The sequence below is a fragment of the Paenibacillus sp. FSL E2-0201 genome (assembly GCF_037963325.1).
GTDB lineage: Bacteria > Bacillota > Bacilli > Paenibacillales > Paenibacillaceae > Paenibacillus_AQ.
In genome coordinates this window covers 958,147-983,295 of sequence record NZ_CP150154.1, presented here as the reverse complement: position 1 = coordinate 983,295, position 25,149 = coordinate 958,147, and the positions used below count along the sequence as shown (strand labels likewise).

Sequence of the window (25,149 nt, the reverse complement as noted above, 5' to 3'; positions counted from 1 at the left end):
CCTTGGAGCAATAATCGGCTATAGTGATTTAAAGGAGCAAACCTAAGATTAGTAAGGTTATTTTACAAGATGCATAAACCTTGGAGCGGCCATGTCCGCTCATTTTTTTTGTCCAAGGGGGGTTGGTAGTCCGTCTATACTGGTGCTGTTCTTCTCTTGTCTATATTCTTTTAGACCTACTTCCCCTTTTTGGATAGACCAACGTTGTAACGTATCTCGCTCACCATCATAACTCATAAATGGGACCGAAAATCCACAGGAAGTCTGTACTTTATGAACATCGATTAAAATGATCTGTCTAGCTCCCGGAAGAGGTGTAAACATAGGGTACAGCGTTTCCCATTCCAATGATCCAGGTAAAATTACCACCCCTGTTCCATACAGTCTCAGAATGTTCGGCGGTCCTTGAAACGCACAAAACATAACCGTCACTCTTCCATTTTCCATCAGATGTGCGCTGGTCTCATTGCCACTACCGGTCATATCAAGATAAGCCACCTGATTAGGAGACAAAATCCGAAAGCAATCATGACCCTTAGGCGAAAGGTTAACATGCCCTTCTTCAGAAAGGGGCGCTGACCCTACAAAAAAAAGATGCTGGCGAAGAATAAACTCCTCATGTACAGGTAGCATAGCCGCGAATTGTTTTCCCATTTGGTGTTCTCCATTTCTTTGTGGTTTGTGTGTTGGCTGTTTGGCGGATTGTTCAACTCCTTTTACCCTTCTTTTGCACCATTTCGGCCAAACACAGCGCAGGATACAAAATTTTCTAACGTTCACTGGTTAACAGCACATCTGCCATAGAATGAAGAGTCCTTGCTCATTCCTTTTGTTGATATATATTCGTTTCAATCGTTGAGTAACCCTTCTCCCGAGGTATTCAGCTCATCGGCGCGAAAAAGGGAGCTGCCTCTCGGCAGCCCCCAAATCCCACGAAACATTTCATTTAGCTGAAAAATCCCTCACCGGATCTACTTAATCGCAATATAAATCTCAACCTGCGTGTTAGCAGGATCAAAATTCCGAGAATCGTAAATTTCAAAATCGCCCGTATAAGTTCTTACCTCCGTAGACGCCTCAAAATACGCCCAAATCTCCCCCCACGCTTGCGCGACTACTTCGAATACCGGTCCTTTTTTCGTCGTAAACACCATGTATTTGCTCTCCGGAACAACCGCACACGCGAGGGCGCCGCCCTCTACATGACTCTCCATAGCGACTTCATGCCCAATTACAACGGTATACGCACCCGACGCATCACTCTCATAATCTGTATACAAAGCATAGACATACTCAGGCTGAGCCGTATCTATCTGCCCCGCAATATTATTCTGAAAATACGTTTCCCACAGCTGCGACAAGCGCCCATCAGGTCCCATTTCCACTTCATTAGTCGTGCGTATGCTAACTCCAGCCACGGTCATTTTCGGTTTTTGTACAAAATAAGTATCCATAATTCTCCCTCATTTCCTGTGATTGAGCTTAGTATACACAAGGAAAGTGGACAGCTGTCTGTCCAGTTCATCTTACAATTAGTAATTTGGGTTATAAATGCTTCAATGGGGTAATTAATAGTATGGAACTACACTCGAAGGGAATGACAACACCATGTCTAAAATAAAATTAGCCGTCATCTACTACAGTGCCACAGGAACTAACTACCAGCTAGCACAGTGGGCCGCGGAAAGCGCCGAGAAGGCGGGGGCTGAGGTAAAACTTCTGAAGGTACAGGAGCTGGTTCCCGAGGACAAAATTGCCGCCAATCCGGCTATGAAAGCCCTAGCGGAGAAAACAAAAGATATCCCCGTGGCAACACCCGACGATATTGTGGAGGCAGATGCGATTATTTTCAGTTCTCCTACCCGGTTCGGTAACATTGCTTCTCAAATGAAACAGTTCCTTGATACAACCGGAGGCATTTGGGGCAAAGGACTAACGGTAAACAAAGTCGTCAGTGCCATGAGCTCAGCACAGAATCCACACGGTGGACAAGAAGCTACGATTTTAGCACTCTACACATCGATGTATCACTGGGGAGCGATTGTCGCAGCACCAGGTTATACCGATCCAGTCACATTCGGTGCGGGAGGCAACCCCTACGGAACAAGCGTCAGTGTAGATGGAGACGGTAAAATGATTGAAGATCAGGATCGGATCCGTGACGCTGTTTTTCATCAAGCGAAGCGTACCGTTGAAGTTGCAGGCTGGGTCCTAGCAGGCAAGAACGCCAATAGTCAGAACTAGGCTTACACCTATCGTTCGATATAGCAAACACCCCTCGGAGCTACCTTAGTAGCATGTAAACCGAGGGGTGTTTTTTTTTTGAAAATTATTCTCCAGGATACTTAAGGCCCCACTGCGCACGTATTTGATCCAGCAGTTTCAGAATCGCTAAAGACTCATCGAGTGACATCACCGGACTCTCTGTAAGTCCCGCCTGGAGACAACGTCCTACTTCCTCTGCTTCAAAGCAATATCCGATAGAAGCTCGATCATCCACAAAGCTCTCTATCTTCTCATCTCCTATATAGAGCGAAGCAGATTTCGGGTTCACTAACGTTCCTTCTACAATAATACGGCCTTCTGTCCCAAATACATGTGCTTCCTCCAGCATATTAAGACGAATACCGCCGTTCAATGAAGCGGTTTTTCCATTACCGTAAGACAGCAGCATAGAGAAATGCTCGTCCACACCAGTCTCACCAATATGCACAGTACTGGCTATAGATTCAGGATGAGGCCCAAACACCATCGAGGCAAAAGAAACCGGATAAATCCCAACATCCAGCAGTGCGCCTCCGCCGAGCTTCGGATTCAGCAATCTGCTCTCCGGATTCCAGTCGGTGCGAAATCCTAAATCCGCCTTCACCAAGCGAACTTCACCGATTCTACCCTCTGCGATCCATTCTCTAACCTTAACAATCGCCGGAATATAGCGACTCCACATCGCCTCCATCAGGAACAGCTTATGTTCTCGCGCATAGGCCACTACTTCTTCCAATTCTTCGCTATTCACGGTAAAAGGCTTCTCACACAGGACAGCTTTGCCTGCACGCAGTGCCAATAATGCATTTTCTTTATGAAAAGGATGTGGCGTTCCGATATAAACCGCATCTACATTCGGGTCATTTACTAATTCCTCATAGGTTGCGTAAGCATGCGGTACTCCATGATCTTGTGCAAATTTATCCGCACTTTCCTGAGATCGCGAACCCACGGCATATGCCACACCATTGCTGGCATGAACTAAATCAGTAACAAACTGATGGGCAATCCAGCCTGTACTAAGAATTCCCCATCTTACCTTGTAAGCGTTGTCTTTATCCATTATATTGTCCTCCTCGTCCTACTGGTTCTACTGTTTGATTCTATCAGACCATTCTAATGAATGTATAGGAACTAATGCCCGCGAACACAACTGTCACCACCAAAATAGCGATATTCCATATCCTGCTCAAAGCCTCTGAATGCTCGTTAGAGCTCTGAGCAAACGCTTTTTGCACAAGGAACTGCAACAGTTTCATGATTATAAATCCCAAACATCCAAGCCCGCTTTGTAAAATGACCTCCAGACTAGACTTACTTACAAATCTATCAGCCATGTTCCCATCGTAATGGATCGGGACCATATCCGGCATTTTAGAATATAAAAATAGATAAATAGCCACAGGAATCAAGGCTACCACACTGCTTAAGATCATCGTCAGTTTGGTTTTAAACAACGCTATAACCTCCTTGTACGGAAAAATAATCTCCCAAGTTATTCTCCTTCCACTTCAATTAAGAATATCCGATCCTTGAATCCACCACGACGTTCAGCCTTCTCCGCACGAAGCTTCTCCAGCTCTGCGCTATTACTCCCGTGCGTCGCTGCCAGAGCCTGAATCACTTCCAGCATATCGGCAAGCTCCTCAAGAGCTTCTTCATCACTAGCTGCCTGAAAATACTCCTCGGACTCTTCTTTCAATTTTTTACGTAGTTCAGTTATGTATTCTTTAGGCTCTAGTGTCCTTACTCTATATTTTTCACCTTGAGCAGTGATTAAGTTGGGGATTCCGTCACGCACTAGCTTTTGATATACAGGTATTTGAGTTCCTCCTTTCTTCTGCTATGTATTCTATCTCCTTCAACCTGACTTCGATTCCATCACTAGACGTTCTACAAAAGGAAGATCTGCAGGAGCAAATGTAAACTGATCCAGTTCAGCCGGAAGCACCCACTGATATTCGTCATGATCGACAAGATCAATTACACCTCCCTGATATCGGGCTTTCCAAGCAAACAGTCTGATCTCGACGCTTCCATAGTTGTGCTCGTTCACGCCAAAGCTTTCATAGGGAAGGATTGTTATCCGCATCTCCTCCTGAATCTCTCTTTGCAGACAATCTGCGATGCTTTCATCCTGCTCTATTTTGCCGCCAGGAAATTCCCACAGACCTGCCTGTGATTTACCTTGCCTGCGCCGAGCAATAAGAATCTGTCCTACTTCATTATGTATAATCGCTGCCGCCACCCGGATCACAAGGAACACCTCCTTTATTGCAATTAGTAGACAGATACTTCTATTAAAACATACATTTCATTCCAAACCAAAGAGACTCTCCCAAAAGCCATTAGGCCCGGGAAAGTCTCTTTCGTACAGTCTCTCTATAAAGTTCACAGCAAAGTCTTTCTTACGGAAAGACTGCTATTTCGTCAACACAAGCTCCAGGCGAACCTCAAAATTGTTCTCCGTATCCAGCACAACAGTGTGTGGATTGCTTAAGCCAAAATCAGAAAAAGCAACTGTTGTCGTTCCCGACAGCATCAGCTGTCCCCCGCTATACGCGGCTTGAGACTGGAAGGTGACATCCTTTTCCACACCCTTCACTGTAAGCGTACCTTGCATTTCAACCGGCACAGTTGCTCCTTCGGTCCATTCCGCTGGCAGCTCCGAGAATGATTTCACCACAAACGTAGATTGTGGAAATTCCGTAACGGAAAGGAAGTCTTCTCCTTTTACATGCTCATCTCTTTGACCATTGCCAGAGTCCAGAGCGCTCATATCCACGCTTCCTTCCCCCGCCATCGAAGTAGAATCTTCTATATTAACTTTCCAGGTACCTTGAACTTTGTTATCCACGAAGTTGACTGTTTCTTTAGAGGTTGTTACTGACCAATATACTTTAGAAGCGTCTGCAACTGTCCAGTCACCGTTTAATTGTTCGGCTGTAACCGTCGCACCTGCTGATGCTCCAGTGTTATTTGTGCTCTCTCCATTACCTGCTGTGGTGGCTTGCCCTGGAATCACGGACTCGATCTCAACATTATTGCCCAGTGATTTATCCAGCAATGTATAACCCGTGACTACTCCTACGATAATAACTCCGGCCGCGATCAAGGCTATTCTTTTTCTCTTCATCCTGTTCCCTCCAATATTCAAATATTCTGTATATTTTTAAGCTCGTCCCTCATTCTAACAAAGCAATATGTCGGGAAGAAGTCAGAGCAGAACGAGCTATGATGTGTTAAAATTGTCGTAATTTTATAGACTGGAGGCCCAACCACATGATGAAATCCATTCTAATTGTTGAAGATGAGGAAGCTATCTCCAGGGTCCTCAGTGCTTATCTGAAAAAAGCAGGCTTTCATGTCACCCGTGTAGCCGATGGACGCGCTGCGCTGGAGTCTTTTGCTATATCACCTCCATCATTAGTATTACTCGACATCATGCTGCCAAACATGAACGGCTTTGAACTCCTCAAGCTCATCCGTAAAAAAAGCAGCTGCCCCGTGATCATGCTCACAGCAAGAGACGGGATCAATGACCGACTAGCCGGTCTCGACGGCGGTGCGGATGATTACATGTCTAAGCCCTTTATTCCAGAGGAAGTGGTGGCACGTGTGAACGCTGTATTACGCCGTCCCTCGCAGTGGTCTGATGGTAGCCAGAAACGGCATTATGGCAGTTTGTTTATCGACTTTACAGCGCGTGCTGTCTTTTTGAACGGGGCTGAGCTGAACCTTAGTCCACGCGATATGTCGGTCATGTTATTTTTAGCCGAAAGGCCAAATCAAATATGTACTCGTGAACAATTAATAGAGCATGTCTGGGAGATGGATTACGAAGGAAGTGACCGAGCAGTGGATTTGTCTATTAAAAGACTTCGCCAAGCGCTGTCGCACTGGCCAGTAGATGAAGGGGAGATCCGTACCTTGAGAGGCACTGGATATCAATTATGGACAACTTAAAGAAAAGCAGCCCCAAACGTACCTCCATCCTCTCCTACTGGACGGTTCGTTACTTGCTCATCATCAGTGTCGGTCTCCTGCTAACTGCGCTAACTACGTTCTGGTGGATCCAACAAGAAGCTATGAGCAACCGGATGCAGACTACCGGATTATTAGCACAGGAGATTGCCGACCGGAGCGTAAATCATGAGGGTTCAATCGAGATCAGCCAAAATCTTGGAAAGCTCATTGAAGATCGAAAACGTTTCTTCAAGCTAACTGTAGAGATGTGTGTAATTATTACGGATCAACAAGGCCAGATGTTGTTCTCTATGCCGCCTCTAACTGACGATGAAATGAGGCATAAACTTAATGATAGCTTGAACGATTCACGTAGTCCGGAATTCAAAGCCGCAGTTGCCCCAATTAGTTCAGATAACGAAACACTGGGACAGGTGATTGTCCTTCAATCCAAGAAATCGCTGCGGCATATTCCGCAGGAGGAAATCATTTTCTTCTCCGTTCTGCTGCTATTTCTAATCATATTAAGTTGGTTAACCATTTACCTCCTGTCGCGTAAACTGGCAAAACCGATTCAGAAGGTGGCGGCCGCGGCGGCACAAATCAGCCATGGTCGATATGATATCGTACTTGATAAGAATGCGAAGGAACGAGAAATTCATGAGTTGATGTTGTCTTTTGAAGAGATGGCGGGCAAGTTACAACAATTTGAGCATTCCCGTGCTATTATGTTAGCCGGAGTATCCCATGAATTAAAGACACCAGTAACCTCTATAAAGGGTCTAATCCATGCCGTCCGTGAAGGGGTTGTCGAAGACGATGAGGCTGTGGAATTTCTAGATATTGCCTTGCAGGAAGCTGGACGATTGCAGCGGATGGTGGCGGATCTTCTTGATTACAACGCACTGACTGCAGGAATGGTTTCTGTCCGTCACGATCGACTGGATGCCGTGCCACTGTTATCAGAAATCGTGTATCAATGGAAGCTGACACAAGAGGAAACAGTTGCTGAGCCTGTGCTCCATATGCCGAGAAATCCCTTGTTTTTGCGTGGAGACTCGCTTCGGATTCAACAAATTATCGTTAATTTGCTTAATAATAGTGTACAAGCAAAAGCTCCAGATCGAAAAGTACAGCTTACGGTAGAATTGCTTGAACAGCATAGCCATGGGTTGGCCGAAATCCGTGTTCAAGATAATGGCCTTGGCATCTCATCGAATCATAGTGAGCATATCTTCGAGGCTTTTTTCCGAGGTAGCGACAAACAGAGCACACTACGTGGTCTGGGACTTGGTCTCACCTTCAGCCGTCTGCTGGCGGAATCTATGAATGGGAGCCTTGTGCTTGAGAAGCACTCCGAGGAAGGCTGTATCTTCGTACTGTCTCTGCCGCTTGATCACTAAAAAATAGTCTGCGGGCCATCGTCATGGTATAATCATGTGCACAATCACACCGAAAACCGGAGGCTGTATATGCTTACTTTTGAACAAAAATTAGCGATTCTCGACTCTTACCCCCAACTGGAGCGTAAAAATGTATCCCTTGGGCGCGTGAACTATCACTACGAGGAAAGCCAGCATGATAAGAAAACTGTTGTTTACCACCTGCATCCAAATGGGAATGGTTATGTATTCGCAGGATTACTGCGCGGCTATGAAACAGATGATAAGGGCTTTGTGAACATTCGCGATTACTCGGAATCCGAGCTGCGGAGTCTGCTGGATGCCTCCATCACCTCACTGTCTATTTACATTCCAGAAGCTCCTGTAGTCAGTAAAAGAAAGAAAAAGACTGCAGCTGCTGCCGATTCAATCTGGACTAATGATGAGGGACACACGCTGACACTTAAGCTTGAGGATGATTTATGGTATGTCTATGCCGACCTCAATCTGGAAATGGCCTTTGAAACGCATGAGGAAGCTAAAGAATATTTAGCCGAAGAGGGATTTACAGCGCAGGAGTTATAATAACTTCGATCTGACAAAAAATAAAAGGAGGTGCCCTAACAGCCATTTTTCGTGGCGATTCGGGCACCTCTTTTTCAATGGTAAGGCGTCCTTAATAAACAGGTTGAGTATAAAAAAAGCTATAAATTCCTAAATCAAGCTCAGAAACCACTTCATAATCTAATTTAAACTCTATAGTTTTATTTATAATGCCACTAACGGAATAACTTCCCTCCACAGCTAATCTAGCTTCTCCTCCAACCGGTGCTACTAATATCAGTTGCTCGGTGCGATTTGCCGGTATTATAAAATTTTGCAGACCTCCCGATGAATCTTGAACATATCTACGAACGGACACGAGGTTACTGCCTACTACAGAGAAGCCTGAATTATTTTTCCGCCATTCTTCAAAAGCATCTTGTTGAGCTTGGTTTGAGCTGACACAAGCCTGGTTCAATGAAATCTCCGGGATATTATATATTTTCCCGCCAATATTATCGATTATTACTTTGTTGGTGGCTTCCGAACAATTTTCTAGCTTTTGAATGGGCATGGGGTCTTTTTCTTTTGTGATCGTTCTTATTAACTTTTTATCGCCGGACATTAAATTTATAGAAATCTCTTTATTGTCCATATTAGAGAACTCTATCAAGCTATACAGCTGATTATTTTTGATTCCATAATGTTTTACTATGATATCAAATCGATTTCTTTCATCCGTCAGTGTTTTTGAAACTTCTTGGGCTCCCAATGTAATTGTTCTATTCACTGGCGGAACGACTTTTTCTTCAACAACTGGTGATGTAATGTAAACTGAATGCGCTCCTTCATCCCATGAGACCTTGCTGCCCAAAACTTCGCTAATAAATCTCAGGGGAACGAGTGTATTATTTTGAAGGCTGACCGCCTTCATTACTTGTGCATTCTCCTTGCCGTTAACAAATACCTTACCTTCCTTAATCATATAAAAAACGTGAATATCCCCTCTTACGGCTGAAATCGTCTTTGCGGTATTATTCCATTCAATAACTGCACCTTGAGCTTCAAAAATCGCCCGCATCGGTACATATGTAACTCCCTCTTTCACTATAGGGCGTACCTCAAAATGCAGTAGCTTACCATCTAAAAAACATTGAATATCCTTGTCTTCAGCATATGTTGGAATGGAAGCACAAAAAGTAAACGTTAGCATCACAAAGATAAGGATGATGACTTTTGAAAAATAGCTGTTATTATTCATGTTCTGTCAGCTCCCAATTTATAGGATTAAAATCTACATTTCAAACCTGAATATACCAAAAGACAATTCATAATGTAAATCTAAAAAGAAAACTACCCACCAAACCCAAATTATGGTTAGATGAAGAGGAAGCTATATCCTATAGGGAAAGAAGCGTGAACGCACATGAGTTTTGAAATCGTAGAAGCCACTATACCGGAGATCCAAGCTGCATTAGAATCCGGAGATATCACGTCAAAACAACTAGTTCTCATGTATTATGAACGCATAGCTGATCATGACAAAAACGGCCTGACGATTAACTCTGTGCTGGAGATTAACCCGGATGCATTATTTATCGCAGAATCTCTGGATGTGGAACGTGCGATTAAAGGCTCCCGCGGCCCCTTGCACGGCATACCTGTGTTATTGAAGGATAACATCAACACTGGGGATAAAATGCATACTAGCGCAGGTTCGCTGGCTTTGGCAAATTCTTTTGCCGAAGAAGATGCGTTTATAGTTACCAAACTGCGTGAAGCCGGAGCAATCATTATGGGGAAAGCCAATATGACTGAGTTCGCCAATTTTATGACGAACGGTATGCCCTCCGGTTACAGCTCCCGCGGCGGGCAAGTCCTTAACCCCTACAATATATCTACACCCACAGGCGGCTCCAGTGCTGGCTCAGCAGTAGCTGTAGCCTGTAACTTCTGTACAGTCTCTGTGGGCACAGAAACCTCAGGATCAATCCTTAACCCCGGTAACTTGGGCTCCATTATTGGGATTAAGCCAACCGTTGGACTGCTCAGTCGGTCGGGAATCCTTCCGCTCTCCAACACGCAAGACACTGCTGGCCCAATGGCCAGAACGGTTCGCGATGCCGTCCTGCTGCTAAATGCAATGCTGGGCAACGATAATCACGATGCAGCCATGGGAACAAATGTAGGTAAAATCCACGAAGATTACACTATATTCCTAGACGAGAACGGCTTGCAAGGTGCCCGTATAGGTATCCCGCGTGATTATTATTTCGAAGAGCTAACAGATGAACAACTCGCACTGTTCAACGCTTCCGTAGACAGGATGAGAGAGCTTGGAGCAACCATCATTGATCCTGCGGATATTAAGACCGCCCGCGAAATAAGTTATTCTTCAGTGGTATTGAATGAATTCAAAACAGCACTAAACGCTTATTTATCTCGTTTGGGACCTGGGGCACCGATGCGAACCTTAAAGGATATTATTGATTTTAATCATGCACATCCTGTGGAGACCTTGAGATATGGTCAAGCTACGTTAATAGATGCGGAATACACCTCTTCCGGCACACAAACCGAACCCAAATATTTGCGACACCGCGCAACTGACCTGAAGCTATGTAAGGAAGAAGGCATCGACGCCACCATGAAGGAATATAATCTGGATGCCCTGCTGTTCCCCGCCGATTTTGGTGCCAGAATTACCTCCAGAGCAGGTTATCCGTCCATCGTTGTGCCTTCCGGATATACTTCAGCCGGCGCTCCCTTCGGAGTAACTTTCTCAGCGAAAGCTTATCAGGAGCCTACCCTCATCAAGCTCGCGTATGCCTATGAGCAGCATTACAAGGTACGAAAAGCACCTTCGCTAAAAAGCTTTATCTGAACACCGCTTATCTCTAAAAGCCCGTAAACAGTGATTGTCTCATCCACTATTTACGGGCTTTTTCATTTTCTATACTCTACGATTGCTTACTCATAGTCACGCTGATTCTCTTCATCGGCAATATTCTGAATTTCATCGGAGTGAATTAGAAACAACTCATACTCCCCTTCAGCATGCAGCTTCAGCGCCCGCTCTTTAAAAAACTTCGGACTTCCCTCCGCCGCATCCTCATCATAAAAGAGCAATATTCCGTCACTTTTGCGGAACAACAAATCATCCCTGGCCCGAAACTGCCAGCTGCCGTCATAAGGAGCATTACTGACTGCGCCAAAAAAATCCGCACCCGCAATAATACGTCGATACTCGTTCTGCTTCTCTTCCTTCCACTTCTCTTCCTGTCCGGTATGCGCTGTAATGATTCCTAATTTTAATTCAGGATATTGAGTCTTGAGTTCACTTACCACCTCACAAGCCCAAAGATCCACACCATATTGTCCGGGTGTAATCACCCATTCCACGCCTTCTTCGATCAATGGTTTTAAACGATTAGCGAGTGCCTTTTTGATATAAGGAATCCCTTGATGCTTATTGTCAAAAATACCGAGCTCGTGCGCACGATACCCCGTTACTAGTAAAGTCTTCATGTGCTGCCTCTTTCCTGAATGTTGGCTTATCCTTTAACTATATATATTGGTTCATTATATAACATTTGCATCCTTCATTTCTTTAGGCAAACTTTCAGCTAATATTAAGTAATCTTTCAGAACCATTTGTTATATTTCTTCTAATCTATCTTTAACCTACTAAGGAGGAATAAAAAATGAGAAAGTTAGTCCCTATTCTAATATCGGGAAGCCTACTCGCTTCACTATTATTGGCTGGCTGCAGCGCGAATTCCGAGACTGAAGAAACAGCTGCTGCAAATGACCAAGCAGACACGGGTTCATCAGCTCAGCAGACACAAGCTAACAGGAATCAGCAGAATGGCGGACCTAATATGTCCATGAATTTCGGCAAGATTAAGAGTGTCAGCGATACTACGCTTACCATTTATACATCTGACATGCCTACAACACCACAGGGTGCTGGGGAAGGTGGCGAGCAAAACAGCCGAGGCGGCACGCCGCCGGAAAGACCTGATGGCGAGCAAAGTACAGGAAATGGCGCTGCGCCGGAGGGCGGGATGCCACAGGGGGAAATGCGGGAGGGCGGTGGACAAGGTCGTGGACAGGGAGGCAGAATGCAGCAAAGCTTCTCCGATGAAACTATAGACATTACGATTGATGCGGACACGAAAATCGTAGCGGTTACCTTCGATAATGGCACGCGTCAAGAAAATGCGATCACCTTATCAGAGCTGAAAGCCGATGATATCATCCAATATACGCTTAAATCAGATTCCACCGTGGCGGAGAGCATTACTTTAAGTAATGGTAATCCCGGAGGAACCGCTCCAGATGGCAGCACGAGCAACAGCAGCAGCTAATGAAATGCTGCACACAAAAAAAAGATCTCCGGGGACAAGCTGGTTCCCCGGAGATCTTTTATATACATCAAATTATTTCTTATCCGACAAAATTAATACTCCACGGGCTGGCACAACTGCAGAACCGCTAACCTTATTGCCAGTCAGAAGATCCGTACGCTCAGCAGCACCAATATCCGCACTCAAATCACCAGTGGTGTGGTTCAGCAAGAATAGGTAGGATACGCCTTCCTTCACACGTTGCACAGATTCGATACCTTCCGGTGCAGTTACTAGCGGCTGAATGTTCTTTTCGGCACACAGGTTGGCTAAGAATCCCTTCAGGAATTCAGCTTCTGGGCTGGTAGCCACGTAGTAAGCTTTACCTTCACCAAAGGTATTCACAGTCAAAGCAGGCATTCCTTTATAGAAATCAGATCCGTACTCTGCCAAAACCTCAGCACCCTCGGCATGAATCAGATCGCAGAGCAGATCACATTTGTAAGAACCACTCAAATCACCCCATGCTTTGTCCATCACAATCTCGTTGCTCATCCCTGGCAGCAGTGCATCAATTTCCTCTGCCCAGATACCAAGTACCTTACGCAGTTCCCCAGGGTAGCCGCCTACGGTTACGAGATCGTTCTCATTAACAATACCGCTGAAATAAGTTGTAATGAATGTGCCGCCTGCTTTTACAAAGGCCTCAACCTTCTCAGCAAAACCTGGCTTAACCATATACATCACAGGTGCGATTACAATTTCATATTTGAACAGATTCTCTTCAACACCGATCATATCGGCTTCGATATTTTGCTGATAGAGTGCATCATAATATTTATGAATCTCATTTACATAATCCAAAGCAACAGATGGTCCGCTTGAAAGGTTGATCGCCCAGCGATTTTCCCAGTCATACATAATCCCTATTTTTGCTGCACTACGCGCATCCAATAGTTGATCCCCAAGCTGTCCCAGCTCTTTCCCTAGCTCAGCGCATTCACGGAATACACGCGTATGCTCATGTCCCACATGCTCAATAACAGCTCCATGATACTTCTCACATGCACCAATCGAACGACGCAGTTGGAAGAACAGAACAGTGTCTGCACCACGCGCTACAGCCTGATAGCTCCACAAGCGCATAACGCCTGGACGTTTCAACGAGTTGTATGGCTGCCAGTTCTGCTGGCTAGGTGTTTGCTCCATCAGCATGAACGGTTGTCCATTCTTAAGTCCACGCATGAGATCATGCGTCATGGCTGTGAAGCTGACCGGTGTATCCAGTGAAGGATAGTTGTCCCAAGAAATGACGTCCATATGTTTAGCCCACTCAAAATAGTCCAGTTCATCATAAAAGCCCATCAAGTTAGTGGTAACAGGTACGTTAGGACTGTGCTCCTTAATTGCATCGCTCTCAATTTTGTAGCATTCCAGCAGGCTATGTGACATAAATCTCCGGAAGTCTAATGAAATGCCTTGGAAGTTGGTACGGTTGCCGTCCCATTCTTCACTCAGCTCACTAGGCAGAACAATTTCTTCCCAATCATAGAAGGTGTGGCCCCAAAAACGTGTATTCCACGCTTTGTTTAATGCATCCAAAGAACCATAACGATCCTTCAACCAGACACGGAACGCCGCTTCAGATAGATCAGAGTAATCATAGTTACTGAACTCATTCGAAACATGCCAAGCTACCAGTGCCGGATGATCTTTATAACGTTCAGCCAGCTTTCCTGCCAACTTCGCTGCATACTTGTGGTAAACCGGACTGTTTGGATTCGAGTTGTGACGCCCGCCGAACTTGCGTTTTCTGCCCTTCACATCAACACGAGTCACTTCAGGATAACGATGAGCCATCCAAGCTGGGTGCGCTCCTGTACCTGTTGCCAGACATACGTAAGTACCATTTTTATATAGTCTATCCATTAATTCATCTAGTGATGAGAAATCATAAGTGTCTTCGGAAGGCTGAATCAGCGCCCAGGAAAATACATTAATTGTGGCAACATCAATTCCTGCCAGCTTAAACATACGCTCATCCTCTGCCCATACAGGCGCATCCCATTGCTCTGGATTGTAATCTCCACCGTACCAAATCTTAGGTAATTTATCGTTAATCACACTTCGCACATCCTTTATAGTATAATTATATATATATTGTAATCGGTTAACCTCACGCTATAAATATAAAATAATCTTCACAGCATATAAGAATATGGAACTAGAGGAGATGAAGTCATTGAAGGGAATCGTGCATCGTAGAATTGTGTTCCCCCATGAGGGCGGACAACATCTACCTATCACATTAGACAGTATCGGTCACAATCATCAACAGGAAAAAGTATCACGTTTAGATGGCTACGAAACCTATCATTGGCTCCAAACGGCGTCCGGTGAAGGGGTGATTCATTTTGATAATAAAACCTTCTCCCTTCCCGCAGGCAGCGGTGTATTACTTCTTCCTTATACCCCACATCGCTATGAAGCATCGGCTGCTAACTGGAGTACCTCTTATTTAACGTTTGGCGGCAGCTCCGCAGGGTCTATTTTGGAGACGCTGGGGATGAATATGAATTCTTTTTACCGCTGGGAAAAAGAGGCACCTCTCTCTGAATTGCTAAGAGAAATACTGGATCAATATGATGCCTCACAGGACATGTTTGGTCTGACCGCCTCCACTGATGCTTATCGCTTTCTACTTACTTTAAGCAAATATGGGCAATTACATAACAACACGACGATCTCCCGCAATGTGGATAAGCTGCAGCCGCTGCTGAAATGGATGGACAGCCATTTTGGTGATCCTGATCTCGGACTTGACGATTTGGCCGATCAGCTCGGAGTATCCGGGCGTTATCTCAACAATCTGTTCATACAAACCTTTGGGCTATCTCCTTATGCCTATTTCGTACGGTTACGTATCCGCAAAAGCAAAGAAATGCTCGTTAGCCAGCCTGATCTCACAGTAAAGGTCATCTCGCAGAGAGTCGGTTTTCGTGATGTCAGCCATTATGTAGCCACCTTTCGAAAGCAGTCTGGGACTACACCGGAGCAGTTTAGACGACTTCACTAATACTCTAAGGTGTACAGCTTAATCGCCTCCTGAGTAGTGAAATGCTACATAATGTTGCGTATGACAGAGCATATCGCTTTGCGAATCTCATTAGTATGGGCATGTACGTTAGAGTAACTGCATTTTGTACACTTAAATCAGCCTGTTCAGCAGAAAATATCCATAATAAGTGTATTCTGTGCAGTTATATTCTCGACATTTGGCTGTGAACCGCGATACTTCGCATTATAGCTGTACTAAATACAACTAAATCCATTTCATAGCCCGAGAGCACAAAATAAGTGTAGAAAGTACAGCTATTCTGTATCAAACCAACTCTCAATTCCTTCCAATTCAGCTATTCCGCATCGTACCAACTGACTTGTCTCGACAGCTACAGTCACCGTCAAAAAGTGTATTCTATTGCACTTCATACATTAGAATGCCCTTTTCCATCTCATTTCGAGCATTCTATTGCACTTCGTGCATTAGAATCTGGTGAAACCCATCAAAATGGACGTTTACCGCCAATCTGATTGCACAATCTGCAACAGATCTCAAATCCCCCCACCCAAAAAGGAATTCTATTGCACAGAGTGCAATCACATTCACATTCACAAGCACAAGGATTCGATCATACACCGAAGGAGATAAGAATGCCCTTCCCATCAACGGTTACTTAGAATCCCTACATCTCCAGAATTTCTACACCATACGGCTCAAGCTGCAGCTCTCCTGAACGAAGTGAGTGATCCAGCAGACTGCTATACTCCCGTGGCAACGGGACCGTCACCGGCTCCCGGCTCAAATTAAGCAAGAATAAGAAGCTGCCCTGATCACCTGATCGCACAGAGGCCTGTACTCCATCCGGTAATCCCTCAAATCTAAACAACCCCTGCTGCTTAGATAGGCGGTCCAATAATACGGACCAGAATCTCTCTTCCATATGAGTCCCAAAATAATAAACCTGACCTTTTCCGAAGGCATTCACGGTTACAGCCGGCGTTCCACTATAGAAATCATCGCCATACCAAGCAATCGGCCATGCCACAACAGGTCTTAGGATATCGCACCACTGCGTGCATTCATATTGGTTACCCTCAGCATCAACTACCTTATGGGCTTCAGCACCAATCGGATCATACTCCAGCACCTCAACCCCTGTGCAATAGCTAAGCAGCCCCGGCAATGGCTGCATGACTGCGATGTTATTAGTATTTTTGACGCCACTTCGGTTGGTAACAAGCAAGGTTCCGCCAGTCAGTGCAAAATCCTCCAAACTACGTACGATTTCCTCATCCAGCAAATATAAATTCGGAGCAATCACTACTTTATATCCGTCCAGTGGCTGCCTAAGGTCTATCACATCGCAGCCCATGCCAAGCTTCGTCACGGCGCGATGAATCTGTTTAATGTTCTCATAATAATCAAATCCCTCGGCCTGAGGCTGAATATCCAGTGCTGCTTTCTCTTCATGAGAATGAAGAATCGCCACTTCATTCTTTAGCGTCGTTCCCTTCAGCTTCTCCCCAAGCGTATTAACTTCCCGGCATAACTGAGTGAACTCCGCAAATCTGCGTCCAGGGACATTGCTGTGATCAATCAGTCCGTGCCAGAATTGTTCTGCCCCTGCAACTGCACTACGCCAGCGGAAATGAACGACGGTATCCGCGCCTCTTGCAATCGTCTGCCAGGCATAAGCACGAATCATCCCAGGATACGGCGTTCTCCACATCGGCATCCAACAACCCGGTGAGCCGCTCAGCTGCTCCATGATCCAGAAATTTTGACGTTTAATGCCACGGGTTACGTCTAGTGAAAGTGCCCCGCTATACGGTGTTGTCCCTTGCTTGGTTGGCGAAGTATTCGGATAATAGTCAAATGCAGCGACATCCAGATCAGCACCAACTGCATACATATCCAAACGCTGCGGATAACTATGAAAGTTATGAGTAATAAAATGCTGCGGACAAACCGTACGCAAAATATTAATCTGCATCTTCTGAAATGCTACCACTGAATCCCACTGAAACCGTTGATAATCCAGTAGAAACGATGGATTCTGATGGGGCGATCCGCCCAGTGGAACCGTAAGCTCATTCCAATCGCTGTATTCCCCGCTCCACACAACCGTTCCCCATTCTGCATTCACCCGATCGAGCGTGACATATTTGGCTTTTACCCAAGTACGAAACGCTATATTACAGGCATCACAATGACAATCTAACATGCCGAATTCATTATCCGTCTGCCAGCCAATAACAGCTGGATGTTCACTATAATGCTCCGCAAGACGCTGAGTAATACGGTTTCCGTATTCGCGCAAAGATGAACTATTATAGCAGCGATGTCCGCGAACCCCCGGGTGAAAGGTCTCTCCATTCGCAAATACCGGCAGTACGTCCGGAAATTTCGTAGTTAACCATCTAGGAGGTGTAGCCGTCGGTGTACCAATCACGACCTGCAGTTCATACTTGTGAAAAAGATCCAGCGCGCGGTCCAGCCACCCGAATTGGTAATTGCCCTCCGCTATCTCTAACCGGCTCCATGCAAACTCGGCAACTCGAACAACCTTGACACCTGTTTCTTTCATTAATCTGATATCCGGTTCCCACATGGATTCATCCCAATGCTCCGGGTAATAGTCCACACCCATCTGAACAAGATCATATTGTTTCATCGGCGCCCTCTCCCCTATCTTGTTATCATCCAAATAAAAGGCGCTCCCCGTCTCATAATGATGAGGTATACGGAGAACGCCTTTGTTAACCACTAGTCCATTTTAATCTTTATGAACGAGCTTTACTTATTTCTTAAGCTTGTCCCAAGCTGCTTGCATGCCAGTCATCCAGCCATTCACATCCACTTTGCCAGCAATCATCTGTTGAATAACACTAGCAAATTCTTGAGTTACACCATCAGGGAATTTAGAGGATTGCAAACCATATACTTTGTCTTCTTTTACATAGTTCCATACGTCAGATCCAAGTTTACCGATATCTTCAGGAGTTGCTTCGATGGTGGACAAAGCAGGGATGAATTTCCATTTTTTAACGATGTACTCTTTACCCATATCAGAAGTTACCAACCAGTTCAAGAATGTTTTAGCTTCTTCTTTAGATCCGGAATCTTTGTTGATAACAAGGTTAGCAGGAATACCTACTGTCATTTTGTCGTTTTTCTCAGCATCTTCATTGATTGGCATTGGGAACATACCGATGTTCATGTCAGGTGTGATGTTATCAACAAGGGTTTGTGCCCAGTTACCTTCTTGCATCATTGCAGTTTCACCTTTAGCAAACATAGCCAAGTGAGTGTTAGCATCTGTAGTCAAAGGGTTTTTTTGTCCGTATTTCAAAGTCAAGTTGAGCAGGTTGCTCCAATCTTCAAACACTTTATTACCTACGATTGTACCCGTACCATCATTCAAGCTCTTAATGAAGCCATTTACATCATCTTGTTGTGCAAAGGCTACGCTGATCCCTTGGTTACCAAGGAGCCACCATTCTTGATATGCATTACCAAAAGGAGTTACGCCGATCGCTTGCAATTTTTTAGCTGCTTCTTCTAGTTGTGACAATGTTTTTGGCGTTTCTGTGATGCCTGCTTTTTCAAACAAGTCTTTGTTATATACAAAACCAATTCCTTCAAGGTTCATTGGCATACCGTATACTTTACCATCTTTAGTCATTGGCTCTGCTGCCATAGGAATCAGATCTTTCACCCAAGGTTGATCAGACAGATCTTCCATCTTATCTCCCCAAAGCTCCATTTCAGCATATCCACCATTTGAGAAAATGTCAGGTGCGTCGCCGGAAGCAAATTTAGTCTTCAGTGCTGCAGCATAGTCGGCACCACCACCAACGGTTTGGATATCCAGCTTGATGTTAGGGTATTCTTTTTCAAATTCAACCTTAAGCTCATTAAGACCTTCAACGATTTCAGTTTTGAATTGAAAAATCTTAACTGTCTTTACTTCACCCTTATCTGTGCCAGCGCTTCCATTTTGTGAGTTACTAGAAGCGTTATTGCCTCCACCACATGCTGTTAATGCTAAACTCATCGCCATGACTGCCGAAAGAGCAATTGCTGAACGTTTCTTATTCATTATATTTTCCCCCTTAAGATAGTGGACTACTATTAAAATATTTGGAACGGAGGGCTCGGTGTTAACCTTTCACCGAGCCAGCCGCTATTCCCTCAACAATGTAACGCTGCATGAACAGATAGAAAATGATAATTGGAGCAATCCCGATTACGAGAGCCGGAAGCGCCATATCCCATTGTTTGGTGTATTGACCAAAGAAGGAGAAGGTCGCCAGCGGAATGGTACGAAGTTCTGGTGCCTGAAGAATCAAAGATGGCAGCAGATAGTCATTCCATATCCCAAGTGCATTAAGCACGATCGTTGTCATTACCATTGGCTTCAGCAAAGGAAGTACTATGCGGAAGAATACGGTAATTGGATTACATCCATCAACTGTTGCCGCCTCTTCAATTTCAAGAGGAACGGATTTGATAAAGCCGTGGAAAAGGAAGATTGCCATTGGAACACTGATTCCTAGATTCGTAATAATCAAACCCAGGAAGGAATTATTTACTCCAAGTACATTTACGACCTTCAAGATAGGAATCATGATCGTTTGAAACGGAACAACCATTGCGGCTACGAACAATAGCAGCAAAATCTGATTGAATTTCGTATTCGCCCGAACCATACGATAGGAAGCCATCGCACTAAACAGAGAGATTAGAATAACACTGATCACTGTGATGATTACCGAATTTCGGAAAGCTTCACCGAAACGTGCTAATTTCCAAGCATTTGTATAGTTCGACCACATGAATGCCTGCGGCCAGCTTGCGGCATCACTCAGAATTTCACCGAAAGATTTCACTGAGTTCGCTAGCAAGAAATAAAATGGAGAGAGGAAGAGAAGGGCAAGAAGAATCATCAACACTTCTACGCCGATATTCCATCTGCTTTTTGACTTAGCGTTCATTAAGCTTCTACCTCCTTGCTCTTCGTAATACGGACCTGAATCAGGGTGATAATCGCTACGATAACGAAGAACAGCAGCGCTTTAGCAGTACCCAGACCGTAACGGTTGTTCAGGAAGGCTTCATTGTAAATATTCATTGCAACTGATTCTGTAGATTTGAATGGTCCGCCTTTCGTCAATGAAAGGTTAAGGTCGAACATTTTGAAGGACCAAGAGATAGCCAAGAACAAGCCGATAGTTACAGCAGGCATAATCAATGGAACTACAATGCTGCGTAGTACCTGCCAACGGGAGGCACCATCAATATCAGCCGCTTCCAATACTTCTTTCGATACGTTACTGAGAGAAGCGATGTAGATAACCATTAGATAACCGGAAGACTGCCATACAAAAACCATTACAATCGCCCAGAAGCCGGTTGTTGCATCACCCAGCCAAGGAAGATTAAAGAACGACCAGCCTGTGAGTTCTCCCATGGTTGCGAACCCTTTGATGAAGATAAATTGCCAGATAAACCCGAGCAACAATCCCCCAATAACGTTCGGCATAAAGAAAATCGTCCGAAGCATGTTACGTGTCTTTAATGGTTTCGTTAACAGATAAGCAAGGAAAAATCCTACCACGTTAGTCAAAATTACACCTAACACAGTAAATCTTACTGTAAACCAAAAGGAAGACCAGAAGTCGGGGTCATTTGTAAATATAGTGGAGAAGTTTTGAAATCCGACCCAGCTTACATTACCTGATACACCGTTCCAGTCTGTGAAGGAGTAATACATCCCCATGATAAATGGGATAATCGTTATTAAGGTAAAAAACAAGACTGCAGGACCAACGAAGAATACCTGTTGACCTAACTGGGACAACTTAGTGCCGCGCATTTATTGCCCCCCCTTTCTTTTGCTCACTTACTTGTTTATGCTTTATACACATATTATCTGTTTTTTTGAGCGCACCTCACACCTACGGAAGTGATCTTTCAGGTGTAAAATATTGATCGGATGTGACAAATTTCGATGAAATGGAACACGATTCGCACAAAAATGATCGTTTTTATCCTACTCCCAACGTTAATCTGTATTATGACCACGATGTTTATAAGTTATCACTTTAGTACCCAGTCCTTACGAACAAGAGCAGTAGATGAGAATACGAATCTTCTCTTTCAGGGCACTAAAAATATCGAAAGTCTGATTCAGGAAATCAATCGACTCTCCCTTATCGTCTATTCAGACTCAGAATTCTATAGATCACTCGAAGCTGGATACGAGGATATGCTAGCAAATGCACGAATTTATTCTTCTCTGAATTACATTTCATCATCTATGCCTGACATATCTCAGGTCTATTTATACGGCGTCAAGGACAGCAAAGCCACTCTGCTCACCCAGAATACACCGAAACGTTGGCAGGGTGTTCCACCTTATCCTGACTCCAAGATCACTACCGATTCTGCGGTATCCTTACAGAGTACGCATTTAAGTCATAGCTACGGCCTAACGGCACCGATCCCGCAATTCATACCGGAGACAGTGTTTACCTTGCACAGAAGAATCGAAAGAGTCCCTACCACAAAAGCGCTTGGCTACCTGTCGATTGATGTCAAGCTAACGGCTCTAACCGACATCATCAGTCAGTTATATGATCAGAAGCAGGAGAAAATCTGGCTGCTGGATGGCAACGGAAACATTGTCTACGGGGACAATAGTGAAGAATACGGCAAAAAACTAAATGCAGCTTGGTACGATACGAATATTAGGGACAAGCAAAGCTCACAAGGATACTTTGAAGAGGACCAAGCTATGTTTATTTACCAGAATATCGAGGGTCCAGGGTTAAATTGGACGCTGGTGAAGCAGATTCCCGTATCTTATCTTTTCCGAGAAGCCAATGAGGCGGCAACGATCAATATAGCACTGATGGTCCTGCTGCTGATTACAATTACAACGCTAACGATCCTAATCTCTTTTCGTATCACCGCCCCGATTAAGCAGTTGACCCGCTATATGAATCAGGTCCAAACCGGGAAACTTGATATCGATATCCGCCCCATGGGCAAAGATGAGATCGGTGTCGTTACAGAACGCTTCCGCAGTATGATGGATACGATCAATAATCTGATCCTGAGAGAGTACAAGCTGGAATTAAATAATAAAACGAATGAACTGCGGGCTTTGCAAGCACAGATCAACCCGCATTTTCTCAACAACACCTTACAGATCATCGGTACACTTGCCTTGGAGCTTAAAGTGCCCCAAATCTATTCTCTTCTTTCGGCTCTAGCAAAAATGATGCGCTACAGCATGTACAATGAGGAGAAGATCGTCACGGTTAAAGACGAATTAGACCATGTCAAAGCTTACGTCGAACTACAGAAGGAGCGTTTTGAAAATAAATTCAGTTTCCGTTACGATATGGAGGAATCTCTTTTAGAGACATTTATGCCTAAGATGATTCTTCAGCCCATTGTAGAGAATTATTTCAAACATGGCTTTAATCTTTCCCGCACAGATGGACTCATTGAGATCACCGCAGCAAGAGTGGGTGACAAGCGGATGGAAATTTGTATTCAAAATAACGGAAATACCATTCCTTCAGCGAAACTGGATATTCTGCGGCAGAAGCTTCAACACTCCACTAGAACAGACATAGATTTATTAAGAAATACAGAGCAAGACAAGGAAGCCACAGGATCGGGTATTGGTCTGCCGAACGTTCTCGCACGGCTTAAGCTAGTATGCGGAGATAGTGCCATCTTGACAGTGGACAACCTCAGAGCAGGTGGAGTAATCGTAAGACTGGAAATAGACATAATTGTGGAGCGTGAAACGATATGAAGGCGTTGATTGTTGATGATGAAGCAAGAGTTAGAAAGGCAGTTAGACTTCTTGTCGAATGGGACGCACATCAAATAGATGAGATTCTGGAAGCCGGAAATGGAAATGAAGCCATTGAGATTATTCGGCAAATTAAGCCAGCCTTAGTCATTATGGACATGATGATGGAATCCGGTAATGGTGTAGAGCTAATGACATGGGTTAACGAGTTCGCCGGCAATATCAAATTCATTGTGGTCAGCGGACATAATGATTTCGAGTTCGTGCGCCAGACCGTACGTCATGGCGGAATCGATTATATCCTTAAGCCCATTGAGGCAGAAGCAATTAATGTAGCAGTCGCTAAGGCAGTGGCAGCCTGGCGTTCAGAGGAAGCTGACCGTAGCGAACGCCAGAAGCAGAGCATCCAGCTTAATGAGTTCAAGCCCATCTATGGAGAAAAGCTGCTATCCGCACTAATCGATGATCCGATCAACTCGGAAACATCTCTCCGAAGATTGCGTAGCGATGGCATTATCCCGGAAAATGTCCACTATTCACGCCTAATACTGGTGCAGACTGACACAGGAAATAGTCTCCTGCTAAAACGTTTTGGAGGAGACACCGGGCTCATGAACTACGCTATCGTAAATATTTGCAATGAATTTTTACAAGGACAGTATAAGGGTGTGGCTTTTCGTTACTGGGGAGGCCCTTCGGAAATTGCTATTATTCTGTGGGATATCCAAACGACCGTTGCTGAGCTTATAGGTAGAATTAATCAAGGTATCTACGCTACTCTGCAGGTAAGAATGCATTTCGGGATTAGCTGCATCGGCAACCTGCCTAAGCAATTACCTTATCAGCGTGCAGAAGTAGCCGAAGCCTTACAGCGTCGAAATTTATTAATACATGAGGATTACTGCCATTTTTCCACTTCCTCCGAAGAGTTTAAAGAGCGAAATGAAACCACGAAGACAGAAATTCACGGAAATGCATCGCCTACGATCTTTGCTCATGTGAAGGAAGATTGGAAAATGGCTGTCATCAGTGGAAGTCCTGATGTATTGTCCTCGGCAGCGCAGCACTGGGTGGACGAGCTTAGCCGAAGCGGAATGGTTACACCGGAGATCCTAAACTCGTGGAAGAATGATGCACTCTTATTCCGTTCCCAGTTGGTAAGGGAAACGTTAGGCCCTGATGCCGATAGCGCACTAGCTGAGCTAGAACAGGCAGATCAGCTTCACCCGGCTCCTTATACGAACGGTTACTCGTTCTCCTTATTTGCCTGGCGTGACTGGTCATTTGACCTGATGCAGCGTATGTCAGAAGTGATTGCCGTTAAACAGGCTAAAGAAAACAATCCTATGCATGATATCGTGAAATATATCGAACTCAATTACGCCTCTGATCTCTCCTTACAGGAGATAGCCGGAAAGTTCTTTGTTAGCCGCGAATATATTTCGCGTCGGTTCAAACAGGAATACGGCATTAATTTTTCCGATTTCATCGTTAATATGCGGATAGATAAAGCTAAATTGCTGCTGCAGAACCCTCGTTTGAAGCTGTCGCAAATTTCTGAAATGGTCGGATTTCATGATGTGAAATACTTTAGCAAGGTATTCAAGAAACAGGTTGGTACTTCACCCAAGGACTACCGAAACCAGATTAAGATTTGATTCATATCACTCTACAGGAAACGGTTGTCATCCTTTATGGAAGACAACCGTTTCTCGTAGAAGTAAGTATAAGGATAATGTATAGCGTGAA

Annotated in this window: 23 protein-coding genes; 9 read left to right on the top strand and 14 right to left on the bottom strand. The window is 44.6% G+C overall.

Going from position 1 to position 25,149, the window contains the following annotated elements; genetic code table 11:
* Nucleotides 1-99: 99 nt before the first annotated feature.
* Complete coding sequence (locus NSU15_RS04340) at nucleotides 100-654, bottom strand: pyridoxamine 5'-phosphate oxidase family protein (protein WP_339289336.1); 555 nt, start codon at nucleotides 652-654, stop codon at nucleotides 100-102.
* A gap of 317 nt (nucleotides 655-971) precedes the next feature.
* The gene (locus tag NSU15_RS04335; protein ID WP_339289334.1) at nucleotides 972-1,454 is read right to left on the bottom strand and encodes a GyrI-like domain-containing protein; all 483 of its coding nucleotides are present in this window, start codon (nucleotides 1,452-1,454) and stop codon (nucleotides 972-974) included.
* A 154-nt stretch (nucleotides 1,455-1,608) separates the two neighbouring features.
* Here NSU15_RS04335 and wrbA point away from each other — a divergent pair, with 154 nt between their 5' ends.
* Nucleotides 1,609-2,244, top strand: a complete 636-nt coding sequence (gene wrbA / locus NSU15_RS04330) for an NAD(P)H:quinone oxidoreductase type IV (protein ID WP_042124350.1) — start codon at nucleotides 1,609-1,611, stop codon at nucleotides 2,242-2,244.
* A gap of 85 nt (nucleotides 2,245-2,329) precedes the next feature.
* On the opposite strand, the gene NSU15_RS04325 is transcribed toward wrbA, so the two are convergent.
* From NSU15_RS04325 to NSU15_RS04305, 5 genes are all read right to left on the bottom strand, one after another.
* Nucleotides 2,330-3,328, bottom strand: coding sequence for a Gfo/Idh/MocA family oxidoreductase (locus NSU15_RS04325; protein WP_339289333.1), 999 nt, complete (start codon nucleotides 3,326-3,328; stop codon nucleotides 2,330-2,332).
* Between the two features lie 43 nt (nucleotides 3,329-3,371).
* Nucleotides 3,372-3,722: a DUF1648 domain-containing protein gene (locus NSU15_RS04320; protein WP_052414457.1), complete on the bottom strand. Its 351-nt coding sequence runs from the start codon at nucleotides 3,720-3,722 to the stop codon at nucleotides 3,372-3,374.
* Nucleotides 3,723-3,760: 38 nt separating this feature from the next.
* Nucleotides 3,761-4,087: a nucleoside triphosphate pyrophosphohydrolase gene (locus tag NSU15_RS04315; RefSeq protein WP_339291243.1), complete on the bottom strand. Its 327-nt coding sequence runs from the start codon at nucleotides 4,085-4,087 to the stop codon at nucleotides 3,761-3,763.
* Between the two features lie 39 nt (nucleotides 4,088-4,126).
* The gene (locus tag NSU15_RS04310; RefSeq protein ID WP_339289331.1) at nucleotides 4,127-4,522 is read right to left on the bottom strand and encodes a (deoxy)nucleoside triphosphate pyrophosphohydrolase; all 396 of its coding nucleotides are present in this window, start codon (nucleotides 4,520-4,522) and stop codon (nucleotides 4,127-4,129) included.
* Nucleotides 4,523-4,687: 165 nt separating this feature from the next.
* Complete coding sequence (locus NSU15_RS04305; RefSeq protein WP_339289330.1) at nucleotides 4,688-5,401, bottom strand: YceI family protein; 714 nt, start codon at nucleotides 5,399-5,401, stop codon at nucleotides 4,688-4,690.
* Nucleotides 5,402-5,550: 149 nt separating this feature from the next.
* Between NSU15_RS04305 and NSU15_RS04300 the strand changes: the two genes are divergently transcribed.
* The 3 genes from NSU15_RS04300 (at nucleotide 5,551) to NSU15_RS04290 (ending at nucleotide 8,198) form a co-directional block, all read left to right on the top strand.
* The gene (locus NSU15_RS04300) at nucleotides 5,551-6,231 is read left to right on the top strand and encodes a response regulator transcription factor (protein WP_339291241.1); all 681 of its coding nucleotides are present in this window, start codon (nucleotides 5,551-5,553) and stop codon (nucleotides 6,229-6,231) included.
* Nucleotides 6,219-7,634, top strand: a complete 1,416-nt coding sequence (locus NSU15_RS04295) for an ATP-binding protein (RefSeq protein ID WP_339289329.1) — start codon at nucleotides 6,219-6,221, stop codon at nucleotides 7,632-7,634. Before NSU15_RS04300 ends, NSU15_RS04295 begins: the two co-directional genes overlap by 13 nt.
* Nucleotides 7,635-7,703: 69 nt before the next feature.
* Nucleotides 7,704-8,198 carry a hypothetical protein gene (locus tag NSU15_RS04290; protein WP_042124337.1) on the top strand — a complete coding sequence of 165 codons (495 nt, stop codon included), beginning with the start codon at nucleotides 7,704-7,706 and terminating at the stop codon, nucleotides 8,196-8,198.
* A 91-nt stretch (nucleotides 8,199-8,289) separates the two neighbouring features.
* Here NSU15_RS04290 and NSU15_RS04285 read toward each other — a convergent pair whose 3' ends face one another.
* Nucleotides 8,290-9,417 (bottom strand): copper amine oxidase N-terminal domain-containing protein, encoded by a 1,128-nt coding sequence (locus NSU15_RS04285; RefSeq protein ID WP_339289328.1) that lies wholly within the window; start codon nucleotides 9,415-9,417, stop codon nucleotides 8,290-8,292.
* A gap of 165 nt (nucleotides 9,418-9,582) precedes the next feature.
* On the opposite strand from NSU15_RS04285, the gene NSU15_RS04280 reads away from it, so the two are divergent.
* Complete coding sequence (locus tag NSU15_RS04280; RefSeq protein ID WP_339289327.1) at nucleotides 9,583-11,040, top strand: amidase family protein; 1,458 nt, start codon at nucleotides 9,583-9,585, stop codon at nucleotides 11,038-11,040.
* A gap of 86 nt (nucleotides 11,041-11,126) precedes the next feature.
* Here NSU15_RS04280 and NSU15_RS04275 read toward each other — a convergent pair whose 3' ends face one another.
* Entirely contained in the window at nucleotides 11,127-11,684 is a 558-nt protein-coding gene (locus NSU15_RS04275) for a DUF1273 domain-containing protein (protein WP_042124333.1), read from the bottom strand.
* 176 nt (nucleotides 11,685-11,860) lie between these two features.
* Here NSU15_RS04275 and NSU15_RS04270 point away from each other — a divergent pair, with 176 nt between their 5' ends.
* A complete protein-coding gene (locus NSU15_RS04270; RefSeq protein ID WP_042124331.1) occupies nucleotides 11,861-12,526 on the top strand; it encodes a hypothetical protein in 666 nt (221 codons plus the stop codon).
* A 72-nt stretch (nucleotides 12,527-12,598) separates the two neighbouring features.
* On the opposite strand, the gene NSU15_RS04265 is transcribed toward NSU15_RS04270, so the two are convergent.
* Nucleotides 12,599-14,629 carry a beta-galactosidase gene (locus NSU15_RS04265; protein WP_076119823.1) on the bottom strand — a complete coding sequence of 677 codons (2,031 nt, stop codon included), beginning with the start codon at nucleotides 14,627-14,629 and terminating at the stop codon, nucleotides 12,599-12,601.
* A 118-nt stretch (nucleotides 14,630-14,747) separates the two neighbouring features.
* Between NSU15_RS04265 and NSU15_RS04260 the strand changes: the two genes are divergently transcribed.
* Nucleotides 14,748-15,581, top strand: a complete 834-nt coding sequence (locus tag NSU15_RS04260; protein ID WP_249923561.1) for an AraC family transcriptional regulator — start codon at nucleotides 14,748-14,750, stop codon at nucleotides 15,579-15,581.
* 667 nt (nucleotides 15,582-16,248) lie between these two features.
* On the opposite strand, the gene NSU15_RS04255 is transcribed toward NSU15_RS04260, so the two are convergent.
* From NSU15_RS04255 to NSU15_RS04240, 4 genes are all read right to left on the bottom strand, one after another.
* Nucleotides 16,249-18,240 carry a beta-galactosidase gene (locus NSU15_RS04255; protein ID WP_076119820.1) on the bottom strand — a complete coding sequence of 664 codons (1,992 nt, stop codon included), beginning with the start codon at nucleotides 18,238-18,240 and terminating at the stop codon, nucleotides 16,249-16,251.
* Between the two features lie 126 nt (nucleotides 18,241-18,366).
* Nucleotides 18,367-19,668, bottom strand: a complete 1,302-nt coding sequence (locus tag NSU15_RS04250; protein ID WP_042124322.1) for an ABC transporter substrate-binding protein — start codon at nucleotides 19,666-19,668, stop codon at nucleotides 18,367-18,369.
* Nucleotides 19,669-19,729: 61 nt separating this feature from the next.
* On the bottom strand, nucleotides 19,730-20,563 hold the full coding sequence (locus tag NSU15_RS04245; protein ID WP_042124320.1) for a carbohydrate ABC transporter permease: 834 nt from the start codon (nucleotides 20,561-20,563) through the stop codon (nucleotides 19,730-19,732).
* Nucleotides 20,563-21,444, bottom strand: a complete 882-nt coding sequence (locus NSU15_RS04240) for a sugar ABC transporter permease (RefSeq protein ID WP_042124318.1) — start codon at nucleotides 21,442-21,444, stop codon at nucleotides 20,563-20,565. Before NSU15_RS04240 ends, NSU15_RS04245 begins: the two co-directional genes overlap by 1 nt.
* Before the next feature lie 135 nt (nucleotides 21,445-21,579).
* Between NSU15_RS04240 and NSU15_RS04235 the strand changes: the two genes are divergently transcribed.
* A complete protein-coding gene (locus NSU15_RS04235) occupies nucleotides 21,580-23,400 on the top strand; it encodes a histidine kinase (protein ID WP_339289325.1) in 1,821 nt (606 codons plus the stop codon).
* Nucleotides 23,397-25,058 (top strand): helix-turn-helix domain-containing protein, encoded by a 1,662-nt coding sequence (locus NSU15_RS04230; protein ID WP_339289323.1) that lies wholly within the window; start codon nucleotides 23,397-23,399, stop codon nucleotides 25,056-25,058. The genes NSU15_RS04235 and NSU15_RS04230 overlap by 4 nt, the downstream gene beginning before the upstream one ends.
* Nucleotides 25,059-25,149 lie beyond the last annotated feature (91 nt).